29 protein-coding genes are annotated in these 25,566 nt (G+C 36.4%); 13 read left to right on the top strand and 16 right to left on the bottom strand.

Going from position 1 to position 25,566, the window contains the following annotated elements; all coding sequences use genetic code 11:
- The first annotated feature begins 598 nt into the window (after nucleotides 1–598).
- Entirely contained in the window at nucleotides 599–4,255 is a 3,657-nt protein-coding gene (locus QMN76_RS08735) for a Hint domain-containing protein (protein WP_282065971.1), read from the top strand.
- A 154-nt stretch (nucleotides 4,256–4,409) separates the two neighbouring features.
- Here the strand turns inward: QMN76_RS08735 and QMN76_RS08730 are convergent, their stop codons facing one another.
- From QMN76_RS08730 to QMN76_RS08720, 3 genes are read right to left on the bottom strand one after another with little or no spacing between them, the layout of a single operon-like run.
- On the bottom strand, nucleotides 4,410–5,042 hold the full coding sequence (locus QMN76_RS08730; protein WP_282023553.1) for a ShlB/FhaC/HecB family hemolysin secretion/activation protein: 633 nt from the start codon (nucleotides 5,040–5,042) through the stop codon (nucleotides 4,410–4,412).
- 50 nt (nucleotides 5,043–5,092) lie between these two features.
- On the bottom strand, nucleotides 5,093–5,458 hold the full coding sequence (locus QMN76_RS08725; protein ID WP_328517256.1) for a ShlB/FhaC/HecB family hemolysin secretion/activation protein: 366 nt from the start codon (nucleotides 5,456–5,458) through the stop codon (nucleotides 5,093–5,095).
- Nucleotides 5,459–5,480: 22 nt separating this feature from the next.
- Nucleotides 5,481–5,744 (bottom strand): hypothetical protein, encoded by a 264-nt coding sequence (locus tag QMN76_RS08720; RefSeq protein ID WP_282023552.1) that lies wholly within the window; start codon nucleotides 5,742–5,744, stop codon nucleotides 5,481–5,483.
- A 162-nt stretch (nucleotides 5,745–5,906) separates the two neighbouring features.
- Between QMN76_RS08720 and QMN76_RS08715 the strand changes: the two genes are divergently transcribed.
- The 7 genes from QMN76_RS08715 (at nucleotide 5,907) to QMN76_RS08685 (ending at nucleotide 8,365) form a co-directional block, all read left to right on the top strand.
- Nucleotides 5,907–6,125: a hypothetical protein gene (locus QMN76_RS08715; RefSeq protein WP_282023551.1), complete on the top strand. Its 219-nt coding sequence runs from the start codon at nucleotides 5,907–5,909 to the stop codon at nucleotides 6,123–6,125.
- Nucleotides 6,089–6,310 carry a hypothetical protein gene (locus QMN76_RS08710; RefSeq protein WP_282023550.1) on the top strand — a complete coding sequence of 74 codons (222 nt, stop codon included), beginning with the start codon at nucleotides 6,089–6,091 and terminating at the stop codon, nucleotides 6,308–6,310. Before QMN76_RS08715 ends, QMN76_RS08710 begins: the two co-directional genes overlap by 37 nt.
- A 229-nt stretch (nucleotides 6,311–6,539) precedes the next feature.
- On the top strand, nucleotides 6,540–6,776 hold the full coding sequence (locus QMN76_RS08705; RefSeq protein ID WP_282023549.1) for a hypothetical protein: 237 nt from the start codon (nucleotides 6,540–6,542) through the stop codon (nucleotides 6,774–6,776).
- A gap of 122 nt (nucleotides 6,777–6,898) precedes the next feature.
- A complete protein-coding gene (locus tag QMN76_RS08700) occupies nucleotides 6,899–7,216 on the top strand; it encodes a hypothetical protein (RefSeq protein ID WP_282023548.1) in 318 nt (105 codons plus the stop codon).
- A gap of 415 nt (nucleotides 7,217–7,631) precedes the next feature.
- Complete coding sequence (locus QMN76_RS08695; RefSeq protein ID WP_282023547.1) at nucleotides 7,632–8,006, top strand: hemagglutinin repeat-containing protein; 375 nt, start codon at nucleotides 7,632–7,634, stop codon at nucleotides 8,004–8,006.
- Nucleotides 8,003–8,149, top strand: a complete 147-nt coding sequence (locus QMN76_RS08690) for a hypothetical protein (RefSeq protein WP_282023546.1) — start codon at nucleotides 8,003–8,005, stop codon at nucleotides 8,147–8,149. The genes QMN76_RS08695 and QMN76_RS08690 overlap by 4 nt, the downstream gene beginning before the upstream one ends.
- An 84-nt stretch (nucleotides 8,150–8,233) precedes the next feature.
- On the top strand, nucleotides 8,234–8,365 hold the full coding sequence (locus tag QMN76_RS08685; RefSeq protein ID WP_282023545.1) for a hypothetical protein: 132 nt from the start codon (nucleotides 8,234–8,236) through the stop codon (nucleotides 8,363–8,365).
- Between the two features lie 98 nt (nucleotides 8,366–8,463).
- Here QMN76_RS08685 and QMN76_RS08680 read toward each other — a convergent pair whose 3' ends face one another.
- The 12 genes from QMN76_RS08680 to QMN76_RS08625 all read right to left on the bottom strand — a co-directional run bounded on the left by QMN76_RS08680 (nucleotide 8,464) and on the right by QMN76_RS08625 (nucleotide 17,871).
- Nucleotides 8,464–8,634 (bottom strand): hypothetical protein, encoded by a 171-nt coding sequence (locus QMN76_RS08680; RefSeq protein ID WP_282023544.1) that lies wholly within the window; start codon nucleotides 8,632–8,634, stop codon nucleotides 8,464–8,466.
- Nucleotides 8,635–8,902: 268 nt separating this feature from the next.
- Nucleotides 8,903–10,048: a glycosyltransferase family 61 protein gene (locus tag QMN76_RS08675; RefSeq protein WP_034338448.1), complete on the bottom strand. Its 1,146-nt coding sequence runs from the start codon at nucleotides 10,046–10,048 to the stop codon at nucleotides 8,903–8,905.
- Nucleotides 10,049–10,100: 52 nt separating this feature from the next.
- On the bottom strand, nucleotides 10,101–10,709 hold the full coding sequence (locus QMN76_RS08670; RefSeq protein ID WP_034339214.1) for a Maf family protein: 609 nt from the start codon (nucleotides 10,707–10,709) through the stop codon (nucleotides 10,101–10,103).
- 11 nt (nucleotides 10,710–10,720) lie between these two features.
- Nucleotides 10,721–10,939: a translation initiation factor IF-1 gene (infA, locus tag QMN76_RS08665; protein ID WP_034338445.1), complete on the bottom strand. Its 219-nt coding sequence runs from the start codon at nucleotides 10,937–10,939 to the stop codon at nucleotides 10,721–10,723.
- Nucleotides 10,940–11,021: 82 nt separating this feature from the next.
- On the bottom strand, nucleotides 11,022–12,320 hold the full coding sequence (gene hisD, locus QMN76_RS08660) for a histidinol dehydrogenase (protein WP_282023543.1): 1,299 nt from the start codon (nucleotides 12,318–12,320) through the stop codon (nucleotides 11,022–11,024).
- Nucleotides 12,321–12,337: 17 nt separating this feature from the next.
- Entirely contained in the window at nucleotides 12,338–13,012 is a 675-nt protein-coding gene (gene hisG / locus QMN76_RS08655) for an ATP phosphoribosyltransferase (RefSeq protein ID WP_282023542.1), read from the bottom strand.
- Nucleotides 13,013–13,144: 132 nt separating this feature from the next.
- Complete coding sequence (gene murA, locus QMN76_RS08650; RefSeq protein ID WP_034338438.1) at nucleotides 13,145–14,407, bottom strand: UDP-N-acetylglucosamine 1-carboxyvinyltransferase; 1,263 nt, start codon at nucleotides 14,405–14,407, stop codon at nucleotides 13,145–13,147.
- 21 nt (nucleotides 14,408–14,428) lie between these two features.
- The gene (dcd, locus tag QMN76_RS08645; RefSeq protein ID WP_034338435.1) at nucleotides 14,429–14,983 is read right to left on the bottom strand and encodes a dCTP deaminase; all 555 of its coding nucleotides are present in this window, start codon (nucleotides 14,981–14,983) and stop codon (nucleotides 14,429–14,431) included.
- A 91-nt stretch (nucleotides 14,984–15,074) separates the two neighbouring features.
- Nucleotides 15,075–15,209, bottom strand: a complete 135-nt coding sequence (locus tag QMN76_RS08640; RefSeq protein ID WP_255343276.1) for a hypothetical protein — start codon at nucleotides 15,207–15,209, stop codon at nucleotides 15,075–15,077.
- Between the two features lie 15 nt (nucleotides 15,210–15,224).
- On the bottom strand, nucleotides 15,225–16,238 hold the full coding sequence (gene glk / locus QMN76_RS08635; RefSeq protein ID WP_051461942.1) for a glucokinase: 1,014 nt from the start codon (nucleotides 16,236–16,238) through the stop codon (nucleotides 15,225–15,227).
- 61 nt (nucleotides 16,239–16,299) lie between these two features.
- Entirely contained in the window at nucleotides 16,300–16,887 is a 588-nt protein-coding gene (locus QMN76_RS08630) for a hypothetical protein (RefSeq protein WP_034338432.1), read from the bottom strand.
- A 60-nt stretch (nucleotides 16,888–16,947) separates the two neighbouring features.
- On the bottom strand, nucleotides 16,948–17,871 hold the full coding sequence (locus tag QMN76_RS08625; RefSeq protein ID WP_282023541.1) for a hypothetical protein: 924 nt from the start codon (nucleotides 17,869–17,871) through the stop codon (nucleotides 16,948–16,950).
- A 282-nt stretch (nucleotides 17,872–18,153) separates the two neighbouring features.
- Here QMN76_RS08625 and QMN76_RS08620 point away from each other — a divergent pair, with 282 nt between their 5' ends.
- Nucleotides 18,154–19,269, top strand: coding sequence for a capsular polysaccharide synthesis protein (locus tag QMN76_RS08620; RefSeq protein WP_282023540.1), 1,116 nt, complete (start codon nucleotides 18,154–18,156; stop codon nucleotides 19,267–19,269).
- A 98-nt stretch (nucleotides 19,270–19,367) separates the two neighbouring features.
- Entirely contained in the window at nucleotides 19,368–20,516 is a 1,149-nt protein-coding gene (locus tag QMN76_RS08615) for a glycosyltransferase family 32 protein (protein WP_152534173.1), read from the top strand.
- 37 nt (nucleotides 20,517–20,553) lie between these two features.
- Here QMN76_RS08615 and xth read toward each other — a convergent pair whose 3' ends face one another.
- The gene (xth, locus tag QMN76_RS08610; RefSeq protein ID WP_282023539.1) at nucleotides 20,554–21,321 is read right to left on the bottom strand and encodes an exodeoxyribonuclease III; all 768 of its coding nucleotides are present in this window, start codon (nucleotides 21,319–21,321) and stop codon (nucleotides 20,554–20,556) included.
- Nucleotides 21,322–21,463: 142 nt separating this feature from the next.
- Between xth and QMN76_RS08605 the strand changes: the two genes are divergently transcribed.
- From QMN76_RS08605 to QMN76_RS08595, 3 genes are all read left to right on the top strand, one after another.
- The gene (locus QMN76_RS08605; protein WP_282023538.1) at nucleotides 21,464–22,642 is read left to right on the top strand and encodes a deoxyguanosinetriphosphate triphosphohydrolase; all 1,179 of its coding nucleotides are present in this window, start codon (nucleotides 21,464–21,466) and stop codon (nucleotides 22,640–22,642) included.
- A 100-nt stretch (nucleotides 22,643–22,742) separates the two neighbouring features.
- A complete protein-coding gene (gene argS / locus QMN76_RS08600; RefSeq protein WP_034338423.1) occupies nucleotides 22,743–24,545 on the top strand; it encodes an arginine--tRNA ligase in 1,803 nt (600 codons plus the stop codon).
- Nucleotides 24,542–25,558 (top strand): SPOR domain-containing protein, encoded by a 1,017-nt coding sequence (locus QMN76_RS08595; protein ID WP_282023537.1) that lies wholly within the window; start codon nucleotides 24,542–24,544, stop codon nucleotides 25,556–25,558. The genes argS and QMN76_RS08595 overlap by 4 nt, the downstream gene beginning before the upstream one ends.
- Nucleotides 25,559–25,566 lie beyond the last annotated feature (8 nt).

Raw genomic sequence — 25,566 nt, 5'->3', positions numbered from 1 at the left:
ATATGGTTTTCAACTGAAGAAGTAATTTGATAATTTATAATGACAAACTCCGCAACTTATAAAAATCATAATAAATATTGATTATAATTTAATATTAAAAAGCAAAAAATTAGCCATGCGAAAATATGATTGAAAATCTTAAAAATTCTATAAATAGCAAAAGTATTCAAGAATATAAGAGCCAAGTTGTAAGAATTTTAAAAATTTTTGATTTCAATGAAGATGAATTAATTATTTAAGCTTTTGGTAATGTGTTTTATTATTATCAGAAAATATGTTGTCACAGATGCAGGATGCTTTGAATAAGTTGTTAATACCCTTTGAAGTATTTCCTTAAAATGCACCAGATATTTGTCATTATGCTCAGTTAAGGCACCAATTACAATTAACAGATGAAGCTATCAATCGTTAGATTGAAAACAACATTGGTTACTAATAATGTTAAATAATTCAATAGGATAAATGGCTTGATTATGGGGAACTGGGTTTCATGTTTGTTGTCGTATAAAATAAATATTATTTGACAAGAATGAATTGCCTAACAAATTTTAATAATTTTATGTAATAATTTGATTAAAGAAATTTTTAAGGAAGTAAAATGGTTGATCTTGTCGTATCCTCTGGGCAAATTTTACAAAATAGTAATATAACCTCTCAAACAGTATCTATATCTGATGGGGGTAGTGCTTATTATAATACAGTTTTAAATCGAGGTGCTGTTATTATTAATGATGGATCGAGTGAGTTTCTCTATATTTCATCAGGTACTGTGACTGTTAATAATACAGGTGTAGCTAAAAATAATTATATTTATAGTAAAGGTTTGCTGAATATTAATAGTGGTGGGTTAGTTAATAATAACTATATCAGTGCTGGTGGAAATTTAACTGTCAATAGCAGTGGCTCTGCGAACAATAACTATATTTATAATTCAGGTAATTTAAATGTATACGGTGGTTCTATAAATAATACTCACATCAGTATGGGTGGAACTGTAAAAGTTTCCTCTGGTGCTTTGGCTGAGAATAATTTTATATATGGTTTTAGTGGTTATACAACCAATACTTCTGCTGACTTAATTATTTATAATGGAGGCTCTGCTGATCATAACTACATTAGTGGAGGAGGAAGCCTAAGTGTAACTAATGGTGGTTTTGCGAATAATAATTATATATATAGTTCTGGAACCCTTAATATTTACTCTGGAGGATCTGTCGGGGTAACCTCTGTTGGTGAGAATGGGTCAATCACTTTAAACAGTAATGCGAATTGGAGCACAGATAATTTTTCTTTGATTACATTAGATTCAAAAGCAAAATTTATTGTACAAAGTGGTGCTGTTTTACATGATATGGTTTTGTCTAATCAAGGATCATTTGTTATTGGTGCTGGAGGGGCAGCAAGTAATATTACGATTGATGGTGGGGTGTTATTCAATAATTCTGCCACGGTTTTTCAAAATATTACCTTTGGAAGTAAAGGTGGAACCTTAGGATTTGACGGTAATTATTCATTAACTCAAAACCTATTATCAGATTATAAATTTAATAGTAATGCAATATTAGAACTTACCAATGGAGCAACTTTAAGTGGCGCTATTTTATCCGCGGGGACGTTAAAGATTGGAACTGATGGTTCTTCATTTAAAAATATAATTAATGGTGGGTCTTTAATTATAAATTATAGCAGTTCTTGGAATAATGGTGGAAAGCCGAATTTATATGGTACGATTTTTGGCAGCAATGGTGGGACATTAATTCTGCAACAAGGAGTTTGGGATGGTGGAGAAATTTCACAACTCAATGGGTTGAACTCTAATGTACATCTTTTTTTAGTAAATGGAGAAGAAACTTATAAGGGTGGGGGGTTAAACAATACAAATATTACCTCACAATATGTTACAGCATCAGGAGGAAATACAAGTGTTTATAATACTTCAATCAATACTGGTGCTCATTTTGATCTATATTATGGTCGTGCCTCCAATGTTACTATTAATTCCGGTGGAAATTTTAACTTATATAATAGTGCATATGCGGATGACATTATTTTAAATAATGGTTCTATGAATGTCATCTATACTAAAGATAGAGAGAATGGTGCTTATATTAGCAATATTACAATTAACTCCGGTGCTGTATTAAATACAACGAGTGCTAATATTGAAAATATGATCTTTAATAATGGTATTGTCAATATAATTGCTGGTTATCTAAGATCAGCTCAAATAAACTCAACAAATACTTTTTATGCAAGTAATACGATTTTACGGCGTGTGGAAATTAATTCAAATGCAGTTCTTCATTTATTGAATATTAAAAATGCTCAACATAATGATAGTGAATTTATAACCATTAATAATGGGGGTACTTTAGACGTTATTAATGCGGATAATGCCATTAATCCTTTAATCATGAGTACTACAATTAATTCGGGCGGTATTTTTAATATTAGTAATTATAATTATAATATTACTCCAATTGTTTATAATACATTTATTAGTAATGGCGGGGTCTTTAATGCCAATAATACATATATTTCAGACACAACCATTCTAAGTGGCGGGATATTAAATGTAAATAGTGGCTTAACTGTCAGCACAATTGTTAATTCTGGGGCTACTTTAAATATTTCTAATGATGGAAGTGCCTATATGACTTTTGTCAGCTCTGGTGCCAATATTAATGTTGTGTCAGGTGGGGTTATTGATCAAACGACCATTATAGAAAACGGTAATTTATCTATTGGCTATCATGGCGTATTATTGAATGCCACGATTAATTCAAATGCCAGTGTCGTTATTGGTGAAGGCGGTAAACTTTCTGGTGTTGTTACCTTAAAACAAGGTGGATATATTTATATTAACACATCTGCAGGGGGAATTATTGATTTATTAAATAGTGCAAGTATTCCTACAATGAGAAGTTATCAAGATCTCATTTCTACGAATGATATGGCAAGGATTGTTATTTCAGGAACAGGTAGTGCAACAACTGTTATATCTGGATTTACTGGTAATAATCCAGAAGATTCCAATACTATTGTTTTAGATGGTGTTACTCAAAATGATGTTACAGGGGTTACATACCCAGATAATGACCATGTTATATTTAACCTAAAAGATGGATCGACCGTTACGTTAAATGTTGCTGGTATTGGTAATTATGGGTATGAACTGGGCTCGGATGCCAATGGAAATGTCGTATTTGAGGTTTGTTTCCTTGCAGGCACGATGATTGAAACACCAGATGGGTTCTGTGCTGTGGAAAACATTACAATTCGTGATTTGGTAATGACTTATGATTATCGAACTAAAACTAAAAATCCACGTCCTGTCACTTGGGTTGGGCATAAGAAAAAGATTGTTGAGAAAAAATCTACTTATGATGAATCTGAATATCCTGTGCGAATTTTAAAAGGTGCCTTGGCTGATAATATTCCTAACAAAGATTTATTATTAACCCCTGAGCATTGCTTATTTTTTGATGGAAAATTTATACCAGTAAGAATGCTGGTAAATGATAACTCGATTTTTTACGATACTTCTTTTACTCAATATGATTATTATCACATTGAGACTGAAAATCATTCAGTCATTATAGCTGATGGTGTATTAACAGAAAGTTATTTAGACACAGGTAATCGTCATATATTTAATCATGATCAGAATGTGATTGATACCTCTTTTAATCATCCTAAAAGTTGGGAGGATGATGCTGCTGCTTTGTTAACTGTTACTCGTGATGTGGTTGAACCTATTTATCAAAATATTTTTAATCGTATTTCAAAAGATCAGCTAAATACTAAAACAACTATAATGACAAAAGACCCTGATTTATATTTAATTACCGATAAAGGTAAAGTGATTACCCAAAAGACAAGTCAAATAAATAACAAATTAACGTTCACTCTTCCTGCTGATACACAAGGTGTATGGATCATGTCTAGAACCAGTAGACCTTGTGATGTAATTGGATCTTTTATTGATGATCGTCGTTATTTAGGGGTATTAGTCGGAGATATTACCTTGCAAAGAAATGGTAAAACATATGATATTACAACACACACAAAAACCGATTGTTTGTCAGGATGGGATGTTAAAGAAAACATTCCTTGTCGTTGGACAAATGGAAAAGCCTTCTTACCATTAAATATAAAAAAACATTGTAGTATACATACCAGACTTACCTTAACAATTGTATCAGATCACTCTTATATTATTGAAAGTGTAAATAATAACAGAAAAATAGCTTAATAATAAATATCAATTTATTATTAGATGAAATAGCATATTGCTATCTGCAAACGCTATAATAAAAGAGTTTGCAGATTTTTTACGATAATTAGTTTTTATAAACTGATAGTTATTCAGGAATATTGTTGTATTTTAGAAGATAATAAAATGTTGATTATAGAAGAGTGTATATAATTAATACACTATCTGCTCTCAGACTTACCCACAAAATTGTGGATAAGTTTGATAGTATTATAATCTGATGCCGACACTGAACATAGCAATCCATCTTTCTGAAGGAAGCCCTGCGGTTGTAAGGGTGTGGGTTGCGGAGGCATTCCAGAAGAGTGTTCCTGTGGTTTTTCTGATATCCAATCCAGCGCCAACAAGATTTCCGCCTTTTTCTGTTTTTGGGCATATTGGCATAAGTAAACACACCTCTGGTCATCCCTACGTCAAATATACCGTATAGTTCAGTGCCTTGAATAAGGGCTTCACAGAAAAATTGGTAACCATCACATTTCATGGCTTGAGCTGGTAAAATCCACGCAAGATCATTGCGCATATAAATCCCTGCATTGCCTAACATGGTTTGTTTTAAATATCCACGAACCGTATAAGGACCACCGATTTGTAACTGTTCATTGGCATATTGATTTTTACTGGCATATTCCCCATGAATAGAAGTATGCCACATTAAATCTTGGATAATGGGCTTATACTCATCAATATCTAGGGTTGGTTTAACATATTGGGTATGCTGATTATTAGGCGCTGTAATCTCTCCCATCCATGTTTTGGTGTCCATTGCACCACCAAACCTACTTTCTTACCAAGACTGACATACCAAACTCCACTTTAAACGCGCATAGATTCACTAGCATTGAAATTCAAAGAGGAAAGAGTTGCACTTTGTGCATCAATACGAGAATAGTTAAGATAACTATTAAATGATTTCAACTCATACGTGGCTTGTAAAGTCGTGATCCCAATGGAGTTCCGTGCAACAACGCGCGAGGCACCAATATGGAAATCTTTTTGCGTAAAATCAAAGCGTGCTTTGCCTTGCCAATCATAATTTAAGTTGTAAACATCATCATAGCGATACCATCCCCCAAAGAATGTCCATGGACCTAGTGGAATAGATCCTTCGGCAGTAAAGAATGAGTTATGTCCATCGCTTGGACGTCCGTTTAAAGAATGATCATATTCGACCGACCACATATCAAGCAGTTCAAAAAAATCCTCAAGATCCTAAAAACAAAGATGATGCGAATGATTGAAGTAAGGAAAATATTGAACAAGGTGGTAAATTAACACCATCAGATAACTCTTCGCAAGTAGAACAAAAAAGCGATACTAAATAAAATTGCGATAAGATAACGGATATAAACAAGGTCGTTTCTAGGATTACGCATGATGTAATTGTTGGTGGGTTTGGTGCGATTGCTGGTATTGTTGGCTTAGATGCAACAGCTGGAGGAATAATTTCTTCAAAAGTAGCACCCAAAATAGACAAACCAAAAGATCAAAAATAGATACAAAATCGAAAGATAAGCAACCAAAACTAGGAGGACCAAATGTACCTACAAAATAAATTTATTATCTAATTAGGGTTTTGTTCAGCATTAACGGCTTGTGGTCCAAGTGAATATTATGTGTCAATCAATATGTGATACGGACATGGACAGAGCCCAGCTATACGGACAGTATGGGCAACCCAACAGCGTGGGATACCAAGGCAGAGCCCTATACGATGAAACATATTGATTATAAAGTCACCTTGGTTAGACCCAATGGAAAAAATAATCCTTTATTCAAATGTATGACTGATAATAATTTTAGTACGGGTTTTTGTATTGCCCCGAACATCCTGATAATTATGAACTGATATTTCAAGGATCAGGATCAATGAGTACAGATGCCAATTCTCCGTCTTACATTTTAGACCACATTACGACGGCGGTTTGGCATGATTACCCCAATATGATGGGACAACACAAAGTCTTTCTTTACAGCCAACCACACCCCGAAGTTGTCCGCATCGAACCCAATTCCCCTAAAAAAGGTTCCTAAATACCATTTCTACATAAAAACATTCTCCTAAGTTCTTGTGAGGGTATTTTACAGGTTGGTATATTAACAGGAGGCAATATTGCTATTGATACTGCTACAGGTGATCTGACAGGCTTAACCATGAAATCTCTTGTCTAAAAAAGAAAGAAGATGCAAAGGCTGCACTAAGTAAAACTACTCCAGCACAAACAGGGGATTAAAAATGAAAATCTATTAATTTATTACTGTATTGAGTTTTTGTTTAACACTTACCGCTTGTGATCCTGATGTATTTTACATTCCCATCAATAATAAATTAGATAGTGCAAAACCACTTTCTAAAACTGATGATACCATTCGTGTGATCGTGCCAGAAAAAATTACTCAATATATTGCTAAAGCACATAATAATGATTCTGATTGGTTAAAAGGAGGGAAATTCGTATATTATACTATTTTTGCAAAAGTTAAGAGAGATGATTTTTAACGGCTCAAGGATATAAATTGGTTGGTACTGGTGTTAATGGTGGTGCAGAAGCACATTACAATATAATTATCATGGTGGATTCTGGTATATTAAAGGCGTATGATAAAACCTATACATGGTAAGTGCCAACGGCGACTAATCCCAGCACTGGAGAACCCACTATCTGGGATACCAAAGGGGAAACCGTGACCATGAATCTGATCTATTATAAAATAAAAATCGTCAGACCTATTGATAACAATAATCCCCTTTTGACCTGTAATAATTCTTTTTTAACAGCAAAATTATGTATTTATTCACAAGACAATCCATCTACTTATGAAACGGTCTTTGAGGGGTATTGCACGATGGACACGAATGCACGTGATCCAGCTTATATAGAACGTCATTTAGTATATTCGGTATTATATCAATACCCAACTTTACTTGGTAAAAAATGAGCGTTTTAGATTAGTCAAACCCATGTAGAAGCAACCAAAGTCACAGACGCCCCAAACGATAATCAATAACTATTTGAAACGGGAAGTAACTTTCCCGTTTTTTATATCTAAAAATTACAAACGAAAAGTCAAAATATGATGATCCAACCGATCTGGATAAGTTAGGATCAAGTATAATCGCGATGGCATCGTTGGTGGCATGGGGCTTTGGCTAGCATATTAATGGGAAAGGATGCGTCTTTTCATTCGACGATCGGGGATGTCAGCCTTTCTGGTAACACATTAAATCAAAGTGGGAATGTTGCGTTGTCGTCTGCGGTGAATGTTGGTCTGAACAGCGTTGCCAATAGTGGCTTTAGTAATATTAAAGGGCATAAATCAGGTTCCTTCAACTCTAGCTCATTTGAAAATAAAAGTGGTTATACCAATAAGGTTGGCTCTACCGCTACCTCAAACAGGCTTAGGAGAGGCAGGAGTATTAGGTCAAGGTTCTTTAACAAATGTAAATAGTAATTTATTTGGAGTTTCAGCAACGGTTGGACATTCTTCCAGCAAATCTCATACAATCAAGGCAACCATGACAGATGTTGGATCAACGGTTCAGGCTGGGGAGAAAGTTAATATTACTGCTAAGAATGATATTAATGCAAAGGGCAGCAATATCAGTGGCAATGATGTCATCTTTAATGCTGGTTATAAAACAATATCCTCAAATAATAACTTTGGTGTGGGTGCCAGTGCGTCTATTGGGATAAAGGAACGCCACAGGCCAGCGTTACAGGCAGCTTGAGCCTTAATGGTGCGCAAATTACCAAAAAAACAGCGGATGGCACGATCAGTGAAGGATCTATAACGATTAATACGGGGAATTTGATTATACATCTCCCCAAAACACATCTAAATACGACAGCACAACGGTCAGTGGTGGATTAAGCACATGGGGGTAATTATACGAATGTACAACCTAATATTGGTTATAAAGGTATTCATAATGATTATTAATTCACTGGGGAAACTATGTCTGGACTACATGGGGACAAAGAGGGATTGGATGTGCATATATCCGGTACGACTACCTTAACGGGTGGAGGCAATATTGGCGCAGTAATAAAAATACCGCCACAATCTTGGAATGAACAGCCTGTATAAAAAATACATTCTTTCCAATATGAATGTTTTTACCAAAATCTGTATAAAAAAAGGGGGGGGGAACAGACAAAATAAGGGTCAACGAGTTTCCCTGTTAATTAGCTGAAAAGATCAACTATTTCATCCTGCGTATGAAAATTATTATTGAGTTTCATCGTAAATCTTTGTGTGTTACAATCACATTGATGCAATAAGTTTAAGAGTTCAGGCTGTTCAGGCGATATAGAATGGCCTTCTTGGCAATATGCAATAAATTCATTTATATTCATCTGTAAATCTTTCTTTTATTATAAAAAGGTTTACATTATAAATATATTTTTGATGATAAAAGAAATATATCACATTAATTAATCTACAATATTTCAGGATAATGTAAGTATCATGGATTTGATTTAACGCTTGTTTTTTTCTGTTGCTAAAGCACGCACAAGATGGTTTTCAGAAAATATACCGAAAATTCTATGAGTTATTTTCATCTTATACATTAAAATATGTATAACTTATTGATATAATGAATAAAATTAATATTTTATGCTTTTATAAAAAATTAAAGGTCAAAGACATTTCTTTGAGTTTCTCAAAATCTATTGACCAAGGGGCATTAATATTTCCAGCATAGTCGGGATTTGTATGTGCTTCACTTTTTCCAGTTAATAAAATTATTTTTTCAACATAACCATATCTTAGAAAAAATTCACTGTAATGCACAAAAACCTCAGAAGCCAAAATCATAATTTTGCAATCTGGTGGGGAAAAAGCAATTCCAAACATATTTGTTCCAGATGTTCCAATAATATGACTGGCATTACTAAATAAAATAATTTGCTGTGATACACTTAAAGTTTCAGGATAAATAATAATATAATTATGTGCAGCAAAGAATTCTTCGATTTTATCTTCTTCTTGTAAGCGTCTTTTTTCTTGAGTTCTACGAGATATATATAATCGAGCTTTGTGATTATTTGCGGTTGGTCGTTTAAGTGTATTCCAACACAATGGAAGAGCTGGAGAGCAATATTCTTGGATTTGCAAGGATTTTGTTGCTACGTATAGATCTTCAACTAATAAAGGTTCTGCTAAAGTGTGTATTTCTTGATCATTAATATTATATAGATTTAAATACTCTTTGATATATTGGTTATTAAACGTTTGAAATATATGAATGTTATTTAAATTATAAAAATTCTTGAGATAAAATAATCCCCATAATCTCGTTAAGCTATCCAACATAAAATGCCCATAGAAGTTTGAGTGTTGATAGTCACAAAAGAATACTGGATGTTGAATGGTTTTATTGGGTGAAGCATTCTCTACGCCCCAACAGGTATTATTTATTTTTTTAAGAAAGTTGTGATAAGTCGTATCCCAATTTGAAGCGAAACTATCTATAAGAATTTTGTTTTGAGCAATGATAATACCACCTGGTAAAAGAATAGCATTTTTAATGTGGGTAATCGTCATAGATGGATAAGTAATTGATTTGGGAATTCCTGGAGATTGTGCAGGCATTCCAATTGGCCGTTGTATAGGAATTTGCTCACGCGTTCCATAAGCATAATGAAGATCAGGAAGCAAAGCTTCTCCTTGCATCATGATCTCGGCATATCCCTCTTTATTTAAAAGGTCTTCTTGCTCAATTTTAACGAATAAATCTTCTATTTTTGCGATGCTGTAATGCTGCATTGATAAACTACTTTAAATAGCACAAGATCCATTTATAATGTATGAGTAAACATCAAGGAATTAATCCATATCCACGAAATAATTGTGCGGTCTCGAATAAAGGTAAACCCACCACATTACTGTGGCTTCCATTAATTGCTTTGATAAAACTGGCAGCGATTCCCTGAGCAGCATACGAGCCTGCTTTGCTTTGCCATTCATTCGAATCTAAATAGGTTTGTAGTTGTTTTTCTGTTAAGCGTGAGAACTGCACGACGGTATATACAGAACGCGTTGAAACACGCCCTGTTTTGGTTTCTGATAAAACAACACTTGTATGCACTCTATGTCTACGCCCAGACAGTAAACGTAAATGCTTTTCTGCTACGTGACGATCAGTTGTTTTATTTAAAATACGACTTCCTGCTGCTGCAACAGTATCCGCAGCCAGTATGAAAGGCACAGATTCCTTAAGTTGCGTTTTAGCAGCCTCTAACTTGGCATGAGCCAAGCGCTCTACATATACACGAGGAAGTTCTTGTTTTAATGGGGTTTCATCAATATCAGTTGCTAGAACAGTACAAGGTGCAATATTAATTTGCTGTAATAACTCTATACGTCTAGGGGATGCCGAAGCCAATGCAACAGGCAGCTTACACAGCTGTTGAGCAGATGAAATCATACCCATATAACTTATTTAAAGCGGAAAGTAATACGACCTTTACTGAGGTCATAAGGGGTCATTTCAACGCTAACACGATCCCCAGCCAGAACACGAATACGGTTTTTACGCATTTTACCACTGGTGTGTGCCAAAATAACATGCTCATTGTCTAACGTTACACGAAACATAGCATTCGGAAGCAGCTCAGTTACTGTTCCATTAAATTCGATCATATCTTCTTTAGACATTTGGTAATATTTTGCCTTATTTTTTGGTTAATTATTTAAAACTGCCACAACATAACGACTATTTCTTTAAAAAGTCTAGCTTTTATTTGCCTAAACTCTTTAAACGTTGCGAAATACTAAGCGCATGTGCTGTTAATCCCTCGGTATTGGCAATTGCAACCGCGGCTGGTCCAACATTTTGGATTCCCTTTTCATTGGATTTAAGAAATGTTGTGCGTTTCATAAAATCAAATATTGATAATCCAGAGGAAAAACGTGCAGCGCCACTGGTTGGCAGAACATGGTTCGGACCACCAACATAATCTCCTATGGCTTCCGGACACCATTTGCCAATAAAGATCGCACCCGCATGACGAACATCCTCAAATAGAGTATTAGTCTCTTCAACCATTAACTCTAAATGTTCAGGTGCAATTTGGTTAACGATAGTTGCAGCCTCATCCCAAGATTGTACAATAATAACAGCACCATGTTGATCCCAGCTGCTTTGCGCGATTTCTTTGCGTGCCAGAATAGCAAGCTGTTCATTCACGGCTTGAATAACTTGGTCTGCAAAATCTTGATTATTAGTAATAAAAATAGACTGAGCCATTTTATCGTGTTCTGATTGTGCCAATAAATCCAGGGCGATATGCGTAGGATTATTATTCTTGTCAGCAACCACAACGACTTCAGATGGGCCTGCAACACTGTCAATGCCAACCAATCCATAAACTTGACGCTTGGCTTCGGCAACATAAGCATTGCCAGGGCCTACAATATAATCTACTGGCGCAATTGTTTGTGTGCCATAGGCCAGAGCTGCGACAGCTTGTGCGCCACCAATACGGTATATTTCGGTAATGCCAGCTTTATGTGCTGCTGCTAACACCAATGGATTAAGTTGCCCATCAGGGGTAGGTACGCACATTGCCAATCTTTTTACGCCCGCAACTTTGGCAGGAATAGCATTCATCAATACAGATGATGGATAAGCGGCTGTTCCACCTGGAACATAAAGTCCTGCAGAATCCATGGGAAGCCAACGATAACCCAGCTCAAAACCACTTTCATCTTCGTAATGCAAATTAGAAGGTAATTGCTTTTCATGAAAAGATTTAATTCTTTTCGCTGCTATATCTAACGCATCCATAAGCTCGACTGGGATTTGTTTACATGCAGCTTGAATTTCCTCATCGGTAATGCGCAATTTTTGAGGCGTTATATCAAGGCGATCAAAGCGTTTTGTATAATCACAAAGTGCTGTATCCCCATTTTTTCTTATATTCTCTAAAATCTCAGTGACAGGTTGTTTAACCGCGGAAGTATCCATAGCTCTGGTTGCCAATAAGCGGTTGAAAATCGTTTGGAAATCAGATTGTGTCGTTAATAAAACTTGCATGAAATACCTCAAGAAAATTAGGCAGCAGATTGAGGGGATAAAATTTGGCGGAAACGTTCAGTCAGAGCGTTAATACGTACAGATTGTGTTTTTAAGGCCGTACGGTTAATAATTAAGCGACTGGAAACATCAACAATTGTTTCCACTTCTTGTAATCCATTAGCTTTTAATGTAGAGCCCGTATCCACTAAATCAATAATTAAATGAGAAAGTTTTAAAACAGGTGCCAGTTCCATTGCGCCATGTAAATTGACGATGTCAGCTTGAACGCCTTTTTTGGCAAAGAACCGACGAGTAAGATTAGGATATTTGGTAGCAACACGGATTTGAGACCAACGTGCAGGATCACCCAAATTTTTGTCTTTGGTATTAGCCAGTTGGGCTACAGAAAGGCGGCAATGTCCAATATTTAAATCTAGTGGAGCATAAATATCAGGATAATCAAATTCCATCAAAACGTCAGAGCCACAAACACCAAACGAGGCTGTGCCAAATGCAACGAATGTTGCAACGTCAAAAGATCTAACACGAATAATATCCAGCTCTGGATCATTGGTTTTAAAGCGCAGCAAACGGCTGTCTGCATCAAAAAATGCAGGTTCTGGAATAATGTTTGCCTTTTCAAGCAAAGGAATACAGGCCTTCAGGATTCTTCCTTTTGGAAGAGCCAAGATTAAAGAATTATTGTTCATGTCAGTTATAGATATTCCAGCAATCAAAAATAATAAAAAACTGATTATATTTAATAAATAGTTTATTAAATATAATCAGAATATGGATGCAAAACAATATAATCTTGTTTTTATTTATAATTGATTAAGGAATTAACTTTTAATACGCTCAATACTTGCTCCACAAGCGGCCAGTTTTTTCTCTACTGCTTCATAACCACGATCTAAATGATATACGCGGTTAAGGCTGGTTTCTCCAGCTGCGGCAAGCCCTGCCAAGATCAAAGAGAATGATGCGCGAAGATCTGTTGCCATAACAGGTGCACCTGATAAAGAATGAACACCACGAATAATCGCAGAGGAACCATGGACATTAATTCTTGCACCCATACGGTTTAATTCTGGCACATGCATAAAACGATTTTCAAAAATGGTTTCTGTAATCATGCTGGCACCTTCTGAAATTGAAAGAAGCGCCATGAATTGTGCTTGCATATCTGTTGGAAAACCAGGATAGGCCTCTGTCATAATATCAATACCACGCAAGCTGCCTGTGCGGCGAACACGAATGGCGTTTTCCTCTTGAAAAACTTCTACGCCACACTCTTCTAACGCATGCATTACAGAGCCAAGATATTCAGTTTTGGCCCCAATAAGGCGTAATTCACCACCAGTAATCCCAGCAGCACAAGCATAAGTTCCACATTCAATACGGTCAAAAAGAATGGAGTGCTCTGCACCATGTAAAGCATCTACACCATCGATAATCAGGTGGCTGGTGCCTCTACCTTGGATTTTAGCACCCATAGCTATTAAACAATCAACCAGATCACAGATTTCAGGTTCACGTGCAGCATTTAATAACTCAGTTCGGCCTTTGGCAAGGGTGGCCGCCATAACTGTATTTTCAGTTGCACCAACAGATACAAAAGGAAAAACAAAACGGGTGCCTGTTAAGCCTTTGGGGGCAGTGGCGTTAATATATCCGCCATCAATCTCAATTTCTGCGCCTAATGCGGTTAAAGCATCTAGGTGAAGATTGACAGGACGGGTTCCAATTGCACATCCACCTGGTAAAGAAACTTTGGCTTTACCACAGCGTGCTAATAATGGTCCCAACACCAAAACAGAAGCACGCATCTTAGATACGATATTATAAGGGGCTTCAGTATTGGTAATATCCCCTTTGAAAGAATAATGATGAGGATCTTTGTCATCAATGGTGATATCAAGCCCATGCTGATGAATTAAATCACACATGGTTTTAATATCTACAATTTGAGGCATATTTTTTAAAGAAAGCGTTTCAGAGGTTAATAATGCACATGGCATAATCGCCAAAGCAGCATTTTTAGCACCACCAATAACGATATCACCATGCAGGGGTTTTCCCCCACGAATTAAAAATCGATCCATAATGTTCAGCTTTTCAGTCTATTATAAACGTGGAGTGGAAACGCCCATTTGGCGCATATATTTTCCTTTTTTATCAGCATAGCTGATATCACAAGGTGCACTGCCTTGGAAAAAAAGGAATTGACAAATCCCTTCATTGGCATAAATTTTAGCAGGAAGCGGGGTCGTATTACTGATCTCAATTGTAACTTGACCCTCCCATTCCGGCTCTAGTGGTGTGACATTAACAATAATGCCACATCTTGCATAAGTGGATTTTCCCAAGCAAACGACTAGGATATCTCGAGGAACACGAAAATACTCAATCGTATGTGCCAAAGCAAAACTGTTTGGCGGAATGATGCAAACATCTGTTTTGCGCGTTACAAAGCTATTGGGTGTAAAGTTTTTGGGATCAACGATTGCATTATCAATATCTGTAAAGATTTTGAACTCATCTGCAACGCGTGCATCATATCCATAAGAGGATACACCATAAGAAATTATGCCTTCACGATGTTGTTTGTCAGCAAAAGGTTCAATCATTTTATGATCTTTTGCCATTTTAGTAATCCAACTGTCAGGCATAATTGGCATTTAGGATATTCCTCTTGATTTTTTGTGCAATAGATAAGTTTTTTCAATAAACGACCTTGCATATTTCAACAAGTAATTTTTAAAAAAGAATTTAAGATTGTTGTTCTTTTTTATTGCGTTGTTGTTCCTTGCGTTTCCTGAGATTTTCGCGTAACGCCGCGGCTTCTTTTTCGCGGCGTTTAATTTTTGCTTCTTTCTCTGTTTGTGCGTTTTTATTGTCGTTCATGAGATCTAGCTATATTTATTTTGTATGTTTGACAGCATAAGCTGCAGCAGCACCCAGTAAACCAGGTTGAGGATAGGTTAAAAGTTCAACATGGACTTGAGCTAACATTCTCTCAAAACGTCCTTTATCAACAAAACGCTCACCAAACCCTGACTGAGGAAGATAATCAGCAATTAATTGACCGATACCACCACTGATGACAACGCGATTTGAAAGCTGCATTAGCGCAGCATCAGCACAGAAAGTTCCAAAATTTAAACAGAATCGTTCTAAAGCAGCAGATGCAAGATGATCTGTTCCTTTTAGGGCTGCATCCCAAAGATTACTGTCACTATGATGACTAACAGGTAAACCTGCACTGGCAGCAAGAGCGTCGTAAATATTGCCAAGGCCAGGGCCAGAAATAATACGTTCAGCAGAAACTCGGCGGTAATGTTGTTTGAGGTAGCGTAAAATGCTCATATCAATATTATCACAAGGAGCATATGTAATATGCCCTCCTTCGCTAGGGATAACGTGATAAGTATCATCAACAAACATCAAAGATGCAACGCCTAATCCTGTGCCTGGTCCAACAAGTGAAGTGACCCCTGTTGGGGCTTCTTTGCGTTTTGGCCCACAAATATGTTTTAGATAGTCATTACCACAATGTGCAGCAGCATGCGCGACGGCTTCGAAATCATTAATTAAAATGAGTTTGTCTAAATGTAATTGATCAGCTAATAAAGCTGGGCGAATAATCCATGGGCTATTAGAGAATTTTAAAATATCACCACGAATAGGACAAGCGATTGCCATAGAAGCTGCTTTTGGTAAAGGGCGCCCTAATTTTTGCCCAAAAGCATCCCATGCCAGTTGTAAGGTTGCATAATCTGCGGTTTTAAGAATATTTTCATTGTCGATAGATAATACTTTGCCATTTTCTACTTTTGCAATTGCAAAGCGTGCATTTGTTCCACCAATGTCTGCAACTATAATTTCTTGAGTTTTATTTGTGGAAGTAGCCTGAGTATTTTTTTGGTCGGTCATGATGAATATCCTGTATAAAATAGATTTTAAATATAAATCGTAAAGCTTTAGTTAGAAATATTTACCTTGAGTATTTAGTCGGTTCAGGCAATGTCAGGCGAAGATCGGGATGCATTGATAACATATCGTGCATTGCCTGATAGACCTGCTTTAAAGATAAAGATTGAGAATAAGAAGATGGGGTAATTAATCTTGCTTTACGAGAGGTAACCAAATCATTTAAGAAACTTTGACGATCTGGCCCATAAATAATAGCCCTGTAATAACAATTTTTTTCTGTTTTATTATGTAAAGTTAGGTTTAACCCTAATTTATCGGTTTTGTCCTTGATATAAAAAATAATTCCGGTATCAGGCCAAACAGGTGTAATTGCGTCAATTATAATTCTATTTGGAAGGAATGAAATATATAAAACTGGAACCGCATTATCCATCCGCGTATTCCACCACATCAATGTTGGGGGATTGCTTTGTGGATTATAGCGCCACTCTCCATATTGAGGATATGAAAGTGGATTAGATTTGGTCATTTGTGTATCAGAAGATGGCTGCGGCATAATCGCACCAGCAGAGGAAGTAACTGAAAAAGTTACTAAACTGGCAGTTAACAGGCCGACCATGTTGCAACGGTTGATAAAGGAGTGAATCATAAATTACCTCTTACTGGTTTAATCATATCGATTATGCTGTTATAATACAACAGATGAAAATTAATTATTTGTCATCGCCTTGGCTTTTTCAAAATCTGCTTTTGTATTTTCTTTAATCTTTTCGATTTCCCCTTTGGGGCTCATGATACATTTTCTCCAGATTTTATCCTTGTCATGTTGGTCAGAATCACCGCTGCCCCAACACCAACCTTTATTTTTCATTTGTTTTAATAAATCATTACGTTTCATGCAGATATTTGTTCTTGCTTTTTCCTGCCCAGGGTTAGTCATAGTTAAACATTGTTGCACGTAATATTTGGTTTCTTGATAAAGTGGAAAAATCTCAGGGGACATGCCATCTAAAGGCACAAAACTATCATCTTTAATTTCATTGATTGCTAATGGCTTTGGTGCGATTAGATTGTTTTGACGGATAAGTCTGGTAAAATCATCCATAGTAGAGCGTAACCCATCGGTGCTGACTGGAATAGTACTCAAGGTTGAAAGGCTAATAGTCATAGGAGACTCGCTTTCAAGAGCGGAAACAAGTTTATCAATATTTTGTGTATAAACAGCAGTTGAGAATTGAACCCATCCTTTGTGGTCACTGATTTTATTTAATGCTACAGAGACGTTTTTGATGTTCCAGGTAATAAAGGGTAGTTTAAAAGCTCTATTTTCTTTTTTCTTGGCAACAACATCAATAGTAATCATATTATCTGAGGGCGTAATAAATAGTTTAATAGAGCTATTAGGTTGTTGCCATAATATACTGGCATAAGGTTGCCCTGCTATAATGCTCCAGTTTCCATAAGTGTTAATATGTTGAACATTATAACTGTGATCTGCATGTAACAGTGCTGGCACTGGAAAAGGTAAAGGGGACGTCATTGTTACAGGTTGTTGTGCCACACACAAATGAGAAGCGAGCAAACTCATGCTAATCAAAGCAGGTGCAGCCCAAAGAAAAGATTTTTTTCGCATTTTATACCTTATTTCGTCAAAACACTGTATAATACGAAAAGATAACAAGAAAGCAAAGTGGTTTTCTTTATTACTAGGTTCTTTAACTGATTATACTATGATAAGACTGTATTAAATTTATTCTTAATTCTAAATAACTTCAAAAAAGCTTTGATTATTATATGTGTTTTGTTTTATAAATTTTCTCAATTGATAGTTGATTGTTTTTATTTGTTAAAAATTAGAAATATAAGACTATAAAAAAAATTAAAATATTAAATTATTGGATTAAGGTTGGATTTGATGGTAGATAACGATGATTTGCGGAACTTAGTCAAAGATTGCCCTGTCGCAAATGGATTATTTAATCAACATGGCTGTCATGATGTAATGACAGCTTTTAATATTGCAAATCATCTTCATATGCATAGTTTTTTTAAAGAAGCAGCAGCATTTTATCAAGAGGCAATTCAATATCGTAATCTAGATCCGCAAGGACATCCAAGAGTAGAAATTTTACTACAAGTGAAATTATTATGTTTAATAAAAGCGGATATAGAGCCTTCTGATGAAGATTTAAACTATTTAAAAGAGCTCTCTGAACCGTTATTTGAATATATTACTACTGTAAAACAATATCGATTAGGTAATTTTCATGTCGTAGAGGCATTGAAAAAGATTGGTTGTACGTATGAGGATTTTCATACGGGTGAAGAAATTGATACAATTTATTTAAACTTGATTTATGATGGATTAATACAAGGTAATTTCCCTAGTAGAGTACGTAAAGTAGAAATCCCTAGAAAAATATTTTTCTACTGGGATCAAAATATGCCGGGTGATGTGCGAGAAAATATTGAATATCACCAGAGAAATTTTCAAAAATACTTTGTTGAAGTATTTGATAAAGAAAAAGCTGTGGAGTGGTTATACAAATATTATGGAAAAGAAGCGCGTACTATTTTCTTAAATGCACGTCATCCTGCAGAGGCTGCTGATATTTTGCGAGTGCATATTATTGATTTATGTGGGGGTTTTTGGGTTGATGCGGATCTTAAAATCGTTTCAGAAGATATTTTAGAGAAATATATTCCTAGAAATTACGATAATGTATTGTTGCTAACTGATGGTTATTTTATTCATAACGACTTTTTTGGTGCAACAGCTAATAATATGATTTTAAAAGATTGTTTGTTGTCAATTTATCGTAACTGTTATGAATATGGAGGGCTTTTCATCTCCTACAAAACAGGCCCTGGTGTGTTTATGCGTGCGGTTAACCGTACATATTTTCGTTGTTTGGAAGGTGCCAGTAAAGATTTCCCTTCTTTAAAATTAATGGATAAAAAAATGTTTGATAAGGTAACAGAACAATACCCCGTAGGATATAAGCAAGGTGGTACTTGGAGTGCTGTATAAAAGATTACTATCAAATATATTTTTATATTAGATTGCTATATTTTATTGAACAATTTAAATAGTGTATGGACTTGTTCTTTTCTGATTTTAGGTGAGAAGTGATGGAAGAAAACCAGCTTAACCCAGATGTTGATTATACTGATATGTTGTCTATATGCTCTCAAGCATTAGATTTTTATCAACAGCACGGTATTACAGAATTAATACATGCTTTTAATATAGCCAATATTCTAGGAACTAATCAATTTTATGCTGAGGCAGCTTTTTTTTATAAAGTTGCTTTTAATATGCATTCTAAAAGTGCAGGTCAGTTTCCTTTGGCTCACTTTTTACTAATGGCTCGACTTGTTGCTCTGTTGAAAGGAAATTTTCCTATCAAAGAAGATGAGATGAACCAGCTGAAAGGTCTTTGTATTCCTTTATATAATTTTGTAGAAGGATGGAAACGATATAAAGAAAATGGCGATGCGTTATCTGCAATTCGGTTAATGGGAAATTGCTTTGAAGAGTTCCATACAGGTGAAGAAGCAGATACAATTTATTTAACCATTATGATGGATTTGTTTAACCCTAATCCAGAGATTTGTATCAAGGATAGGACTTTTGGAGCAGCTGACTTTAATGTTATTCCCAATAATTTATTTATGTATTGGGATCAAAACCCACCTGCTGAAATTCTTCAAAATTTCGAGTATCATAAAGGATTAACACATTTTAATTTGAAAATTTTTGACAAAGCAGAAGCAATAGAGTGGCTTTATCAAAACTATGGTGTAGAAGCTAGACAAATCTTCCTTTCTGCGCGTCATCCTGCAGAGGCTGCTGATTTTTTACGCGTCCATGTCATTAATTATTATGGTGGATGGTGGCTTGATGCTGATATTAAGATTCAATCTATTGATAAATTCTGCTCTATTATTCCTTCTAGTTACGAGCATGTGTTTTTATTGACTCATAATAATGTAGTTCATAATGATTTCTTCGGTTCTGTTCCAAATAGTCCTATATTAAATGATTGTATGTTAAGTCTTTATCGTAATAGTTATTTGCATACAGGTTTATTTATTGCTTACAAAACGGGCCCTGGTATTTTTGGACGCGCTTTAAATAGGACTTTTTATCGTTCTTTACGTGGTGAAACAAAAAAACCATCTGTTGTTTTGTTGAATGATCGTAAGTTTTGGAGCGTCATTGCAGATTTTGAAACGCCTTATAAAGATTCAACGCCACACTGGCAGGCATCTTAATTAGTAAAAGGCGCTGTAGATACAGCGCTTTTTTTTATTAGAACTCGATAATAATAGGCACATGATCAGAGGGTTGTTCTTTATCGCGTTCTGATTTCTCAATTGTAAAGCTTTTGAGTTGCTCTGCCATTTTTGGCGAAAGCAATGCGTGATCAATGCGTAAGCCAGCATTTCTTTGCCAGGCTCCTCTGGTGTAATCCCAAAAAGTATAAAGCGTTTCTGTGGGATATAAAGCACGTAACGCATCGGTAAGTCCAAGCCACAATAAACGATAAAAGCCATTACGACTTTCGGTGCGGATCAAGGCATCATTTTCGGATAAGGTCTTGGGTGCAAAATCTTGATCGGTTGGGCAAATGTTGAAATCCCCAGCAAAGATACAATCTTGCTTGTTTATTAACAGGGTCTCTGCACGTTTAATTAACGCATTGATAAAGTGTAATTTTCTTTGAAATCCTTCTTCTCCACCAGAATTTCCATTAGGCAGGTATAAATTGCATAAGATAACACCTTGGCTTTCAATCTCAAGATAACGTGCTTGAGGTTCTTCTTCATTCAGATCTGGCAAGACAACATGGTTCAGTTGATAAGGATGTCGGCTTAAAATTGCGACCCCATTATAGGCTTTTTGTCCATGTACGATAACTTGATAGCCCATTTCTTCAAAGGTTTCTTTTGGAAATTGTTCATTTTGGCATTTAATTTCTTGTAAAAATAACCAGTCTGGTTGTTCTTTGGTTAAAAATGCTTGAACATGTTCATGGCGTTGCCGAATAGAGTTGATATTCCAGCTAACAAGTTTCATTAAAACGAACCTTAAAATAAAAGTGTTTCTTAATTGAATAATAGGCACAAAGAATTTTACTATGTCAAAGAATTATATCATGATTATTATATGACATCATGATTTTTTCTTGATAATGTAAAAAACTGAAAGCGTAATGAACATGGATTTGGCTGTTTATGCGGTGCAAGAAGCAACCGCCAGAGGACGATTATATCCAGAGGCAGAATCTTCATCAGGGCGTACGCCTTGGCAAAGGGATCGTGATCGCGTTATTCACTCAACGGCATTTCGTGTGTTGCAATATAAAACGCAAGTTTTTGTAAATCATGAAGGTGATTTTTTTCGTACACGCTTAACCCACTCTTTGGAAGTTGCACAAATTGCACGCTCAATTGCCAGAGCATTACGATTAAATGAAGATTTAACAGAATGTTTGGCACTGGCCCATGATTTGGGGCATCCGCCTTTTGGTCATGCTGGCGAGTATGCCTTACAAGAAGGTATGAAAGACTATAATGGGTTCAGTCATAACGACCAATCGTTGCGTCAAGTAACACGTTTAGAACAACGTTATGTAGCTTTCGATGGTCTTAATTTAACATGGGAGAGCCTTGAAGGTTTGGCAAAGCATAATGGCCCAGTGTTAAATCCTGATCCTTATTTAAAAGCTTATGATCAATATTATCCTTTGGAGATAACCAGCTATGCCTCTATTGAAGCACAAATTGCGTCTATATCGGATGATATAGCCTATCATAGTCATGATCTGGATGATGGTTTGCGGGCAGGGTTATTACAATTTAATGAGTTAAAAGATCTACCCATAGTTGGTGAGGCCTTGTACAAGGCTCAAAAAGTGATGCAAGACATTACGGTAATAGAGCATCGTGATAATCGGTTGCGTCATGAAATGATTAGGAGGGTGATTGACTTATTGGTTAGTGATTTAAAAAAACAAACATTATTAAATTTAAAAGAGCTTAATCCTAAAAATTCAGATGATATTCGCTATGCACAAATGGGAGTGGTACAATTCAGTCCAGAGGTAGGACAAGCCAATCAACAGATTCGTCAATTTTTGTACAAAAACCTCTATTATCATTGGCGCGTCAATCGAATGAGTCGAAAGGGACAAAAGTTAGTTTACGAACTTTTTACAATATTATCTGAAAATATGGATTTATTGCCAACAGAATGGCAAAGACGATTAGAAAAAGCTCAGGAAAGAAAGCAAAAATCAGGTGCATTGCGTGTTGTTGTTGACTATATTGCAGGAATGACAGATCGTTACGCTATGGAGGAATATCAACGCCTGACAGATCTTGCGATATTGGCTTAAAATTTTTCTGCGATAAATTAAAAGTTAGAATGGCTTTTTTGCCGAGGGTTCGGTAAATAGATAAGAAAGTTTCCTTGCTTGTGAGAAAGATAGTTTTTATATGATTGACCATAATCTGTACGTTTTCTTCCGCCAATATGTATTACAGGCCTTGCGGCAGAGCGTGCCTGATTTACCCGAAGCGTTATTGGAACGTGTTGAGCTGACCCCGACCAAAGATCCTGCTCATGGAGATATGGCGACCAACGCGGCTTTGATTATTGCCAAAGCGGTTAAACGTCGCCCTCAGGAACTTGCTCAGGAGTTGGCGGATTATTTAAAACAAGTCGATGGAATAGAATATGCCGAGCCTGCGGGTCCTGGGTTTGTTAATTTAAAGATTACGGCTTCTGTTTTTCAAAATTTAGTTTCGACGATATTACAGACTGGCGAATCTTTTGGTGCTAGCCAAATTGGCCAAGGAACAATGGTAAATATTGAATATGTTTCTGCCAATCCTACAGGACCAATGCATGTTGGGCATTGCAGGGGAGCTGTGGTCGGTGATGTTTTGGCTAATTTAATGGCAAAAGCAGGGTTCGACGTTACCAAAGAATATTACATTAATGATGCAGGCACTCAAGTGGTGGCGCTAACTTGGGCTGCTTATTGGCGTTATTTACAAGCTTTGGGTCAGGATTTATCAGCCGAGGCATTCGAAGAAAAATTCAAAACCTATATGGCATCAGGGTTGCAATATCAAGGCGACTATTTGGTTGAAGTAGGGCGGGTTTTAGTTAAAAAACATGGTGATGCTTTATTACAAGGTACAGATGCACAACCTTTACCCACCTGGTTTGATATTGTGAAAGAATGTGTGCTTGAACAAATGATGAGCAGTATTCGTCAAGATTTGGACGCGTTAGGTGTACATCAGGAAGTGTTCGTATCAGAGCGCTCTATTTTAAGTTCAGGTAAAGCAGATCAAGCATTAAAGATTTTAACAGATAAAGGCTTGCTTTATACGGGTGTTCTGGAACCCCCCAAAGGTAAAGTCATTGAAGACTGGGAACAGCGCCCACAAACTTTATTTAAATCAACAGAATATGGGGATGATGTTGATCGTCCTTTACGTAAGTCCGATGGAACAGCAACTTATTTTGCCAATGATATTGGCTATCATTACGATAAAATTGAACGCGGTGCCAAGATCTTAATCGACATTTGGGGAGCAGATCATGGGGGCTATGTACCCCGAATGCGTGCGGCGATTAAAGCGTTAACCGATCAAAATCCTGTTGATTTTGAAGTGGTGCTTTGTCAAATTGTACGTGTAGTACGTAATGGCGAAGTCGTTAAGATGTCAAAACGTGCTGGAACTTTTATTACGCTGCGTGATTTGATTGATGAAGTAGGCAAAGATGCTGTGCGATTTACAATGCTTACCCGTAAGTCTGATGCACAAATGAATTTTGACCTTGAACAAGTGATTGCACAAACACGGGATAATCCTGTATTTTATGTGCAATATGCGCATGCTCGTTGTCGTTCTGTATTGCGCTCAGCGGTTGAAACTCTTGGGGCAGATGCGGTTAAGCCCGCTATGTTGGCTCAGCAAGCTTTAACGAACTTACAAAGTAGTGCAGAGCTATCATTAATGCGTCGGTTGGCTCAGTGGTCCAGAATTGTTGAAAGTGCAGCTTTGGTTAGAGAGCCACACCGTATAGCTTATTATTTAATGGAAGTAGCAGCAGATTTTCATGCGCTGTGGAATGCAGGGCGAGATGATGCTACATTACGATTTATTCAAGAAGATGACTTGTCAGGAACAAAAGCAAGATTGGCGTTGGTAGAAGCTACAGCTTGTGTTATTCGTTCTGCAATGATGATTTTAGGTGTTGAACCAGTAGAGGAAATGAGATGATAGATCCAAATTCACCAGACCCTTCAAAAAGAAAATCTTTTTTTGATGAAGATTCTTTGGATGATGGGGGAAATAATCGCTCTCCTCATCCTGATCAACGTGTTTATAATGATCGTGAACGTATGACGTCCCGATATCATGATGATGAGGATGAAGAAGACTACGGTGATCAAGATTATGATCGCAGAAAACCATTACGTTTTGGATTTATGAATGCTTTTGGTGGTGGAAGTAGCGATGGGAATGCAACACGCCGTTTAGCTTATGCTGCTGGGGGCGTTGGCGCAATATTGGTGATCTTTATTGGTGGGTGGATGTTCTTGAATTCATCAAATAAAGGAGTTCCTGTTTTTGAACCTCCTGCAGAGGTCGCCAAGGTAAAACCAGTTAGCACAGGAAATGTTGAAACTATTGGTATGGGAATTGGTGAGAATGCTTTAAATAATGGTGGCGCACCAAATGGACAACCAGGGTTAGCATCGGGGCCAGAACAAGCAAATCCTCAAGCATTGGCAGATCAGTATAATCGTCCTACACCACCTACCGCAACAGCACCATCTGAAACGCATTCGAGCAATAATACAACAACGGTGCCATCAGCTTCATCTAATATAGGGGGAAGTAATGAGGGGGCCGAGGAAACTCCAAAGCATACAGCGCATCCTAAACATCAACAAACCCATCGTGCAACAGAGCCTAAAAAATCTGAACCTAAGAAAGTAGAGCCTAAAAAAACAACCAAAAAAGCCGAGGCTCATCAGGCTTCATCTGGTAAATTTGGCTTGCAATTAGCATCTTTGAAATCTCATGATGCAGCACAACAACAATGGCAAACATTGAAGAAAAAAGCACCTGAAATCTTGGGAAAATATTCTCCTTCTATTCAAAAAGCCGAAGTAAATGGAAGTGCTGTTTATCGTTTGCGTGTTAAAGGATTGACTTCAAAAGCACAAGTCAGCAGCGTTTGCGCTCAGTTAAAAGCAAAAGGTGTTGCTTGTACTATTGCATATTAATGATTTTA

This window comes from Commensalibacter papalotli (ex Botero et al. 2024) (genome assembly GCF_947179115.1).
GTDB lineage: Bacteria > Pseudomonadota > Alphaproteobacteria > Acetobacterales > Acetobacteraceae > Commensalibacter > Commensalibacter papalotli.
The sequence above is the reverse complement of the archived record's forward strand: the minus strand, read 5'-3'. Positions and strand labels throughout refer to the sequence as shown.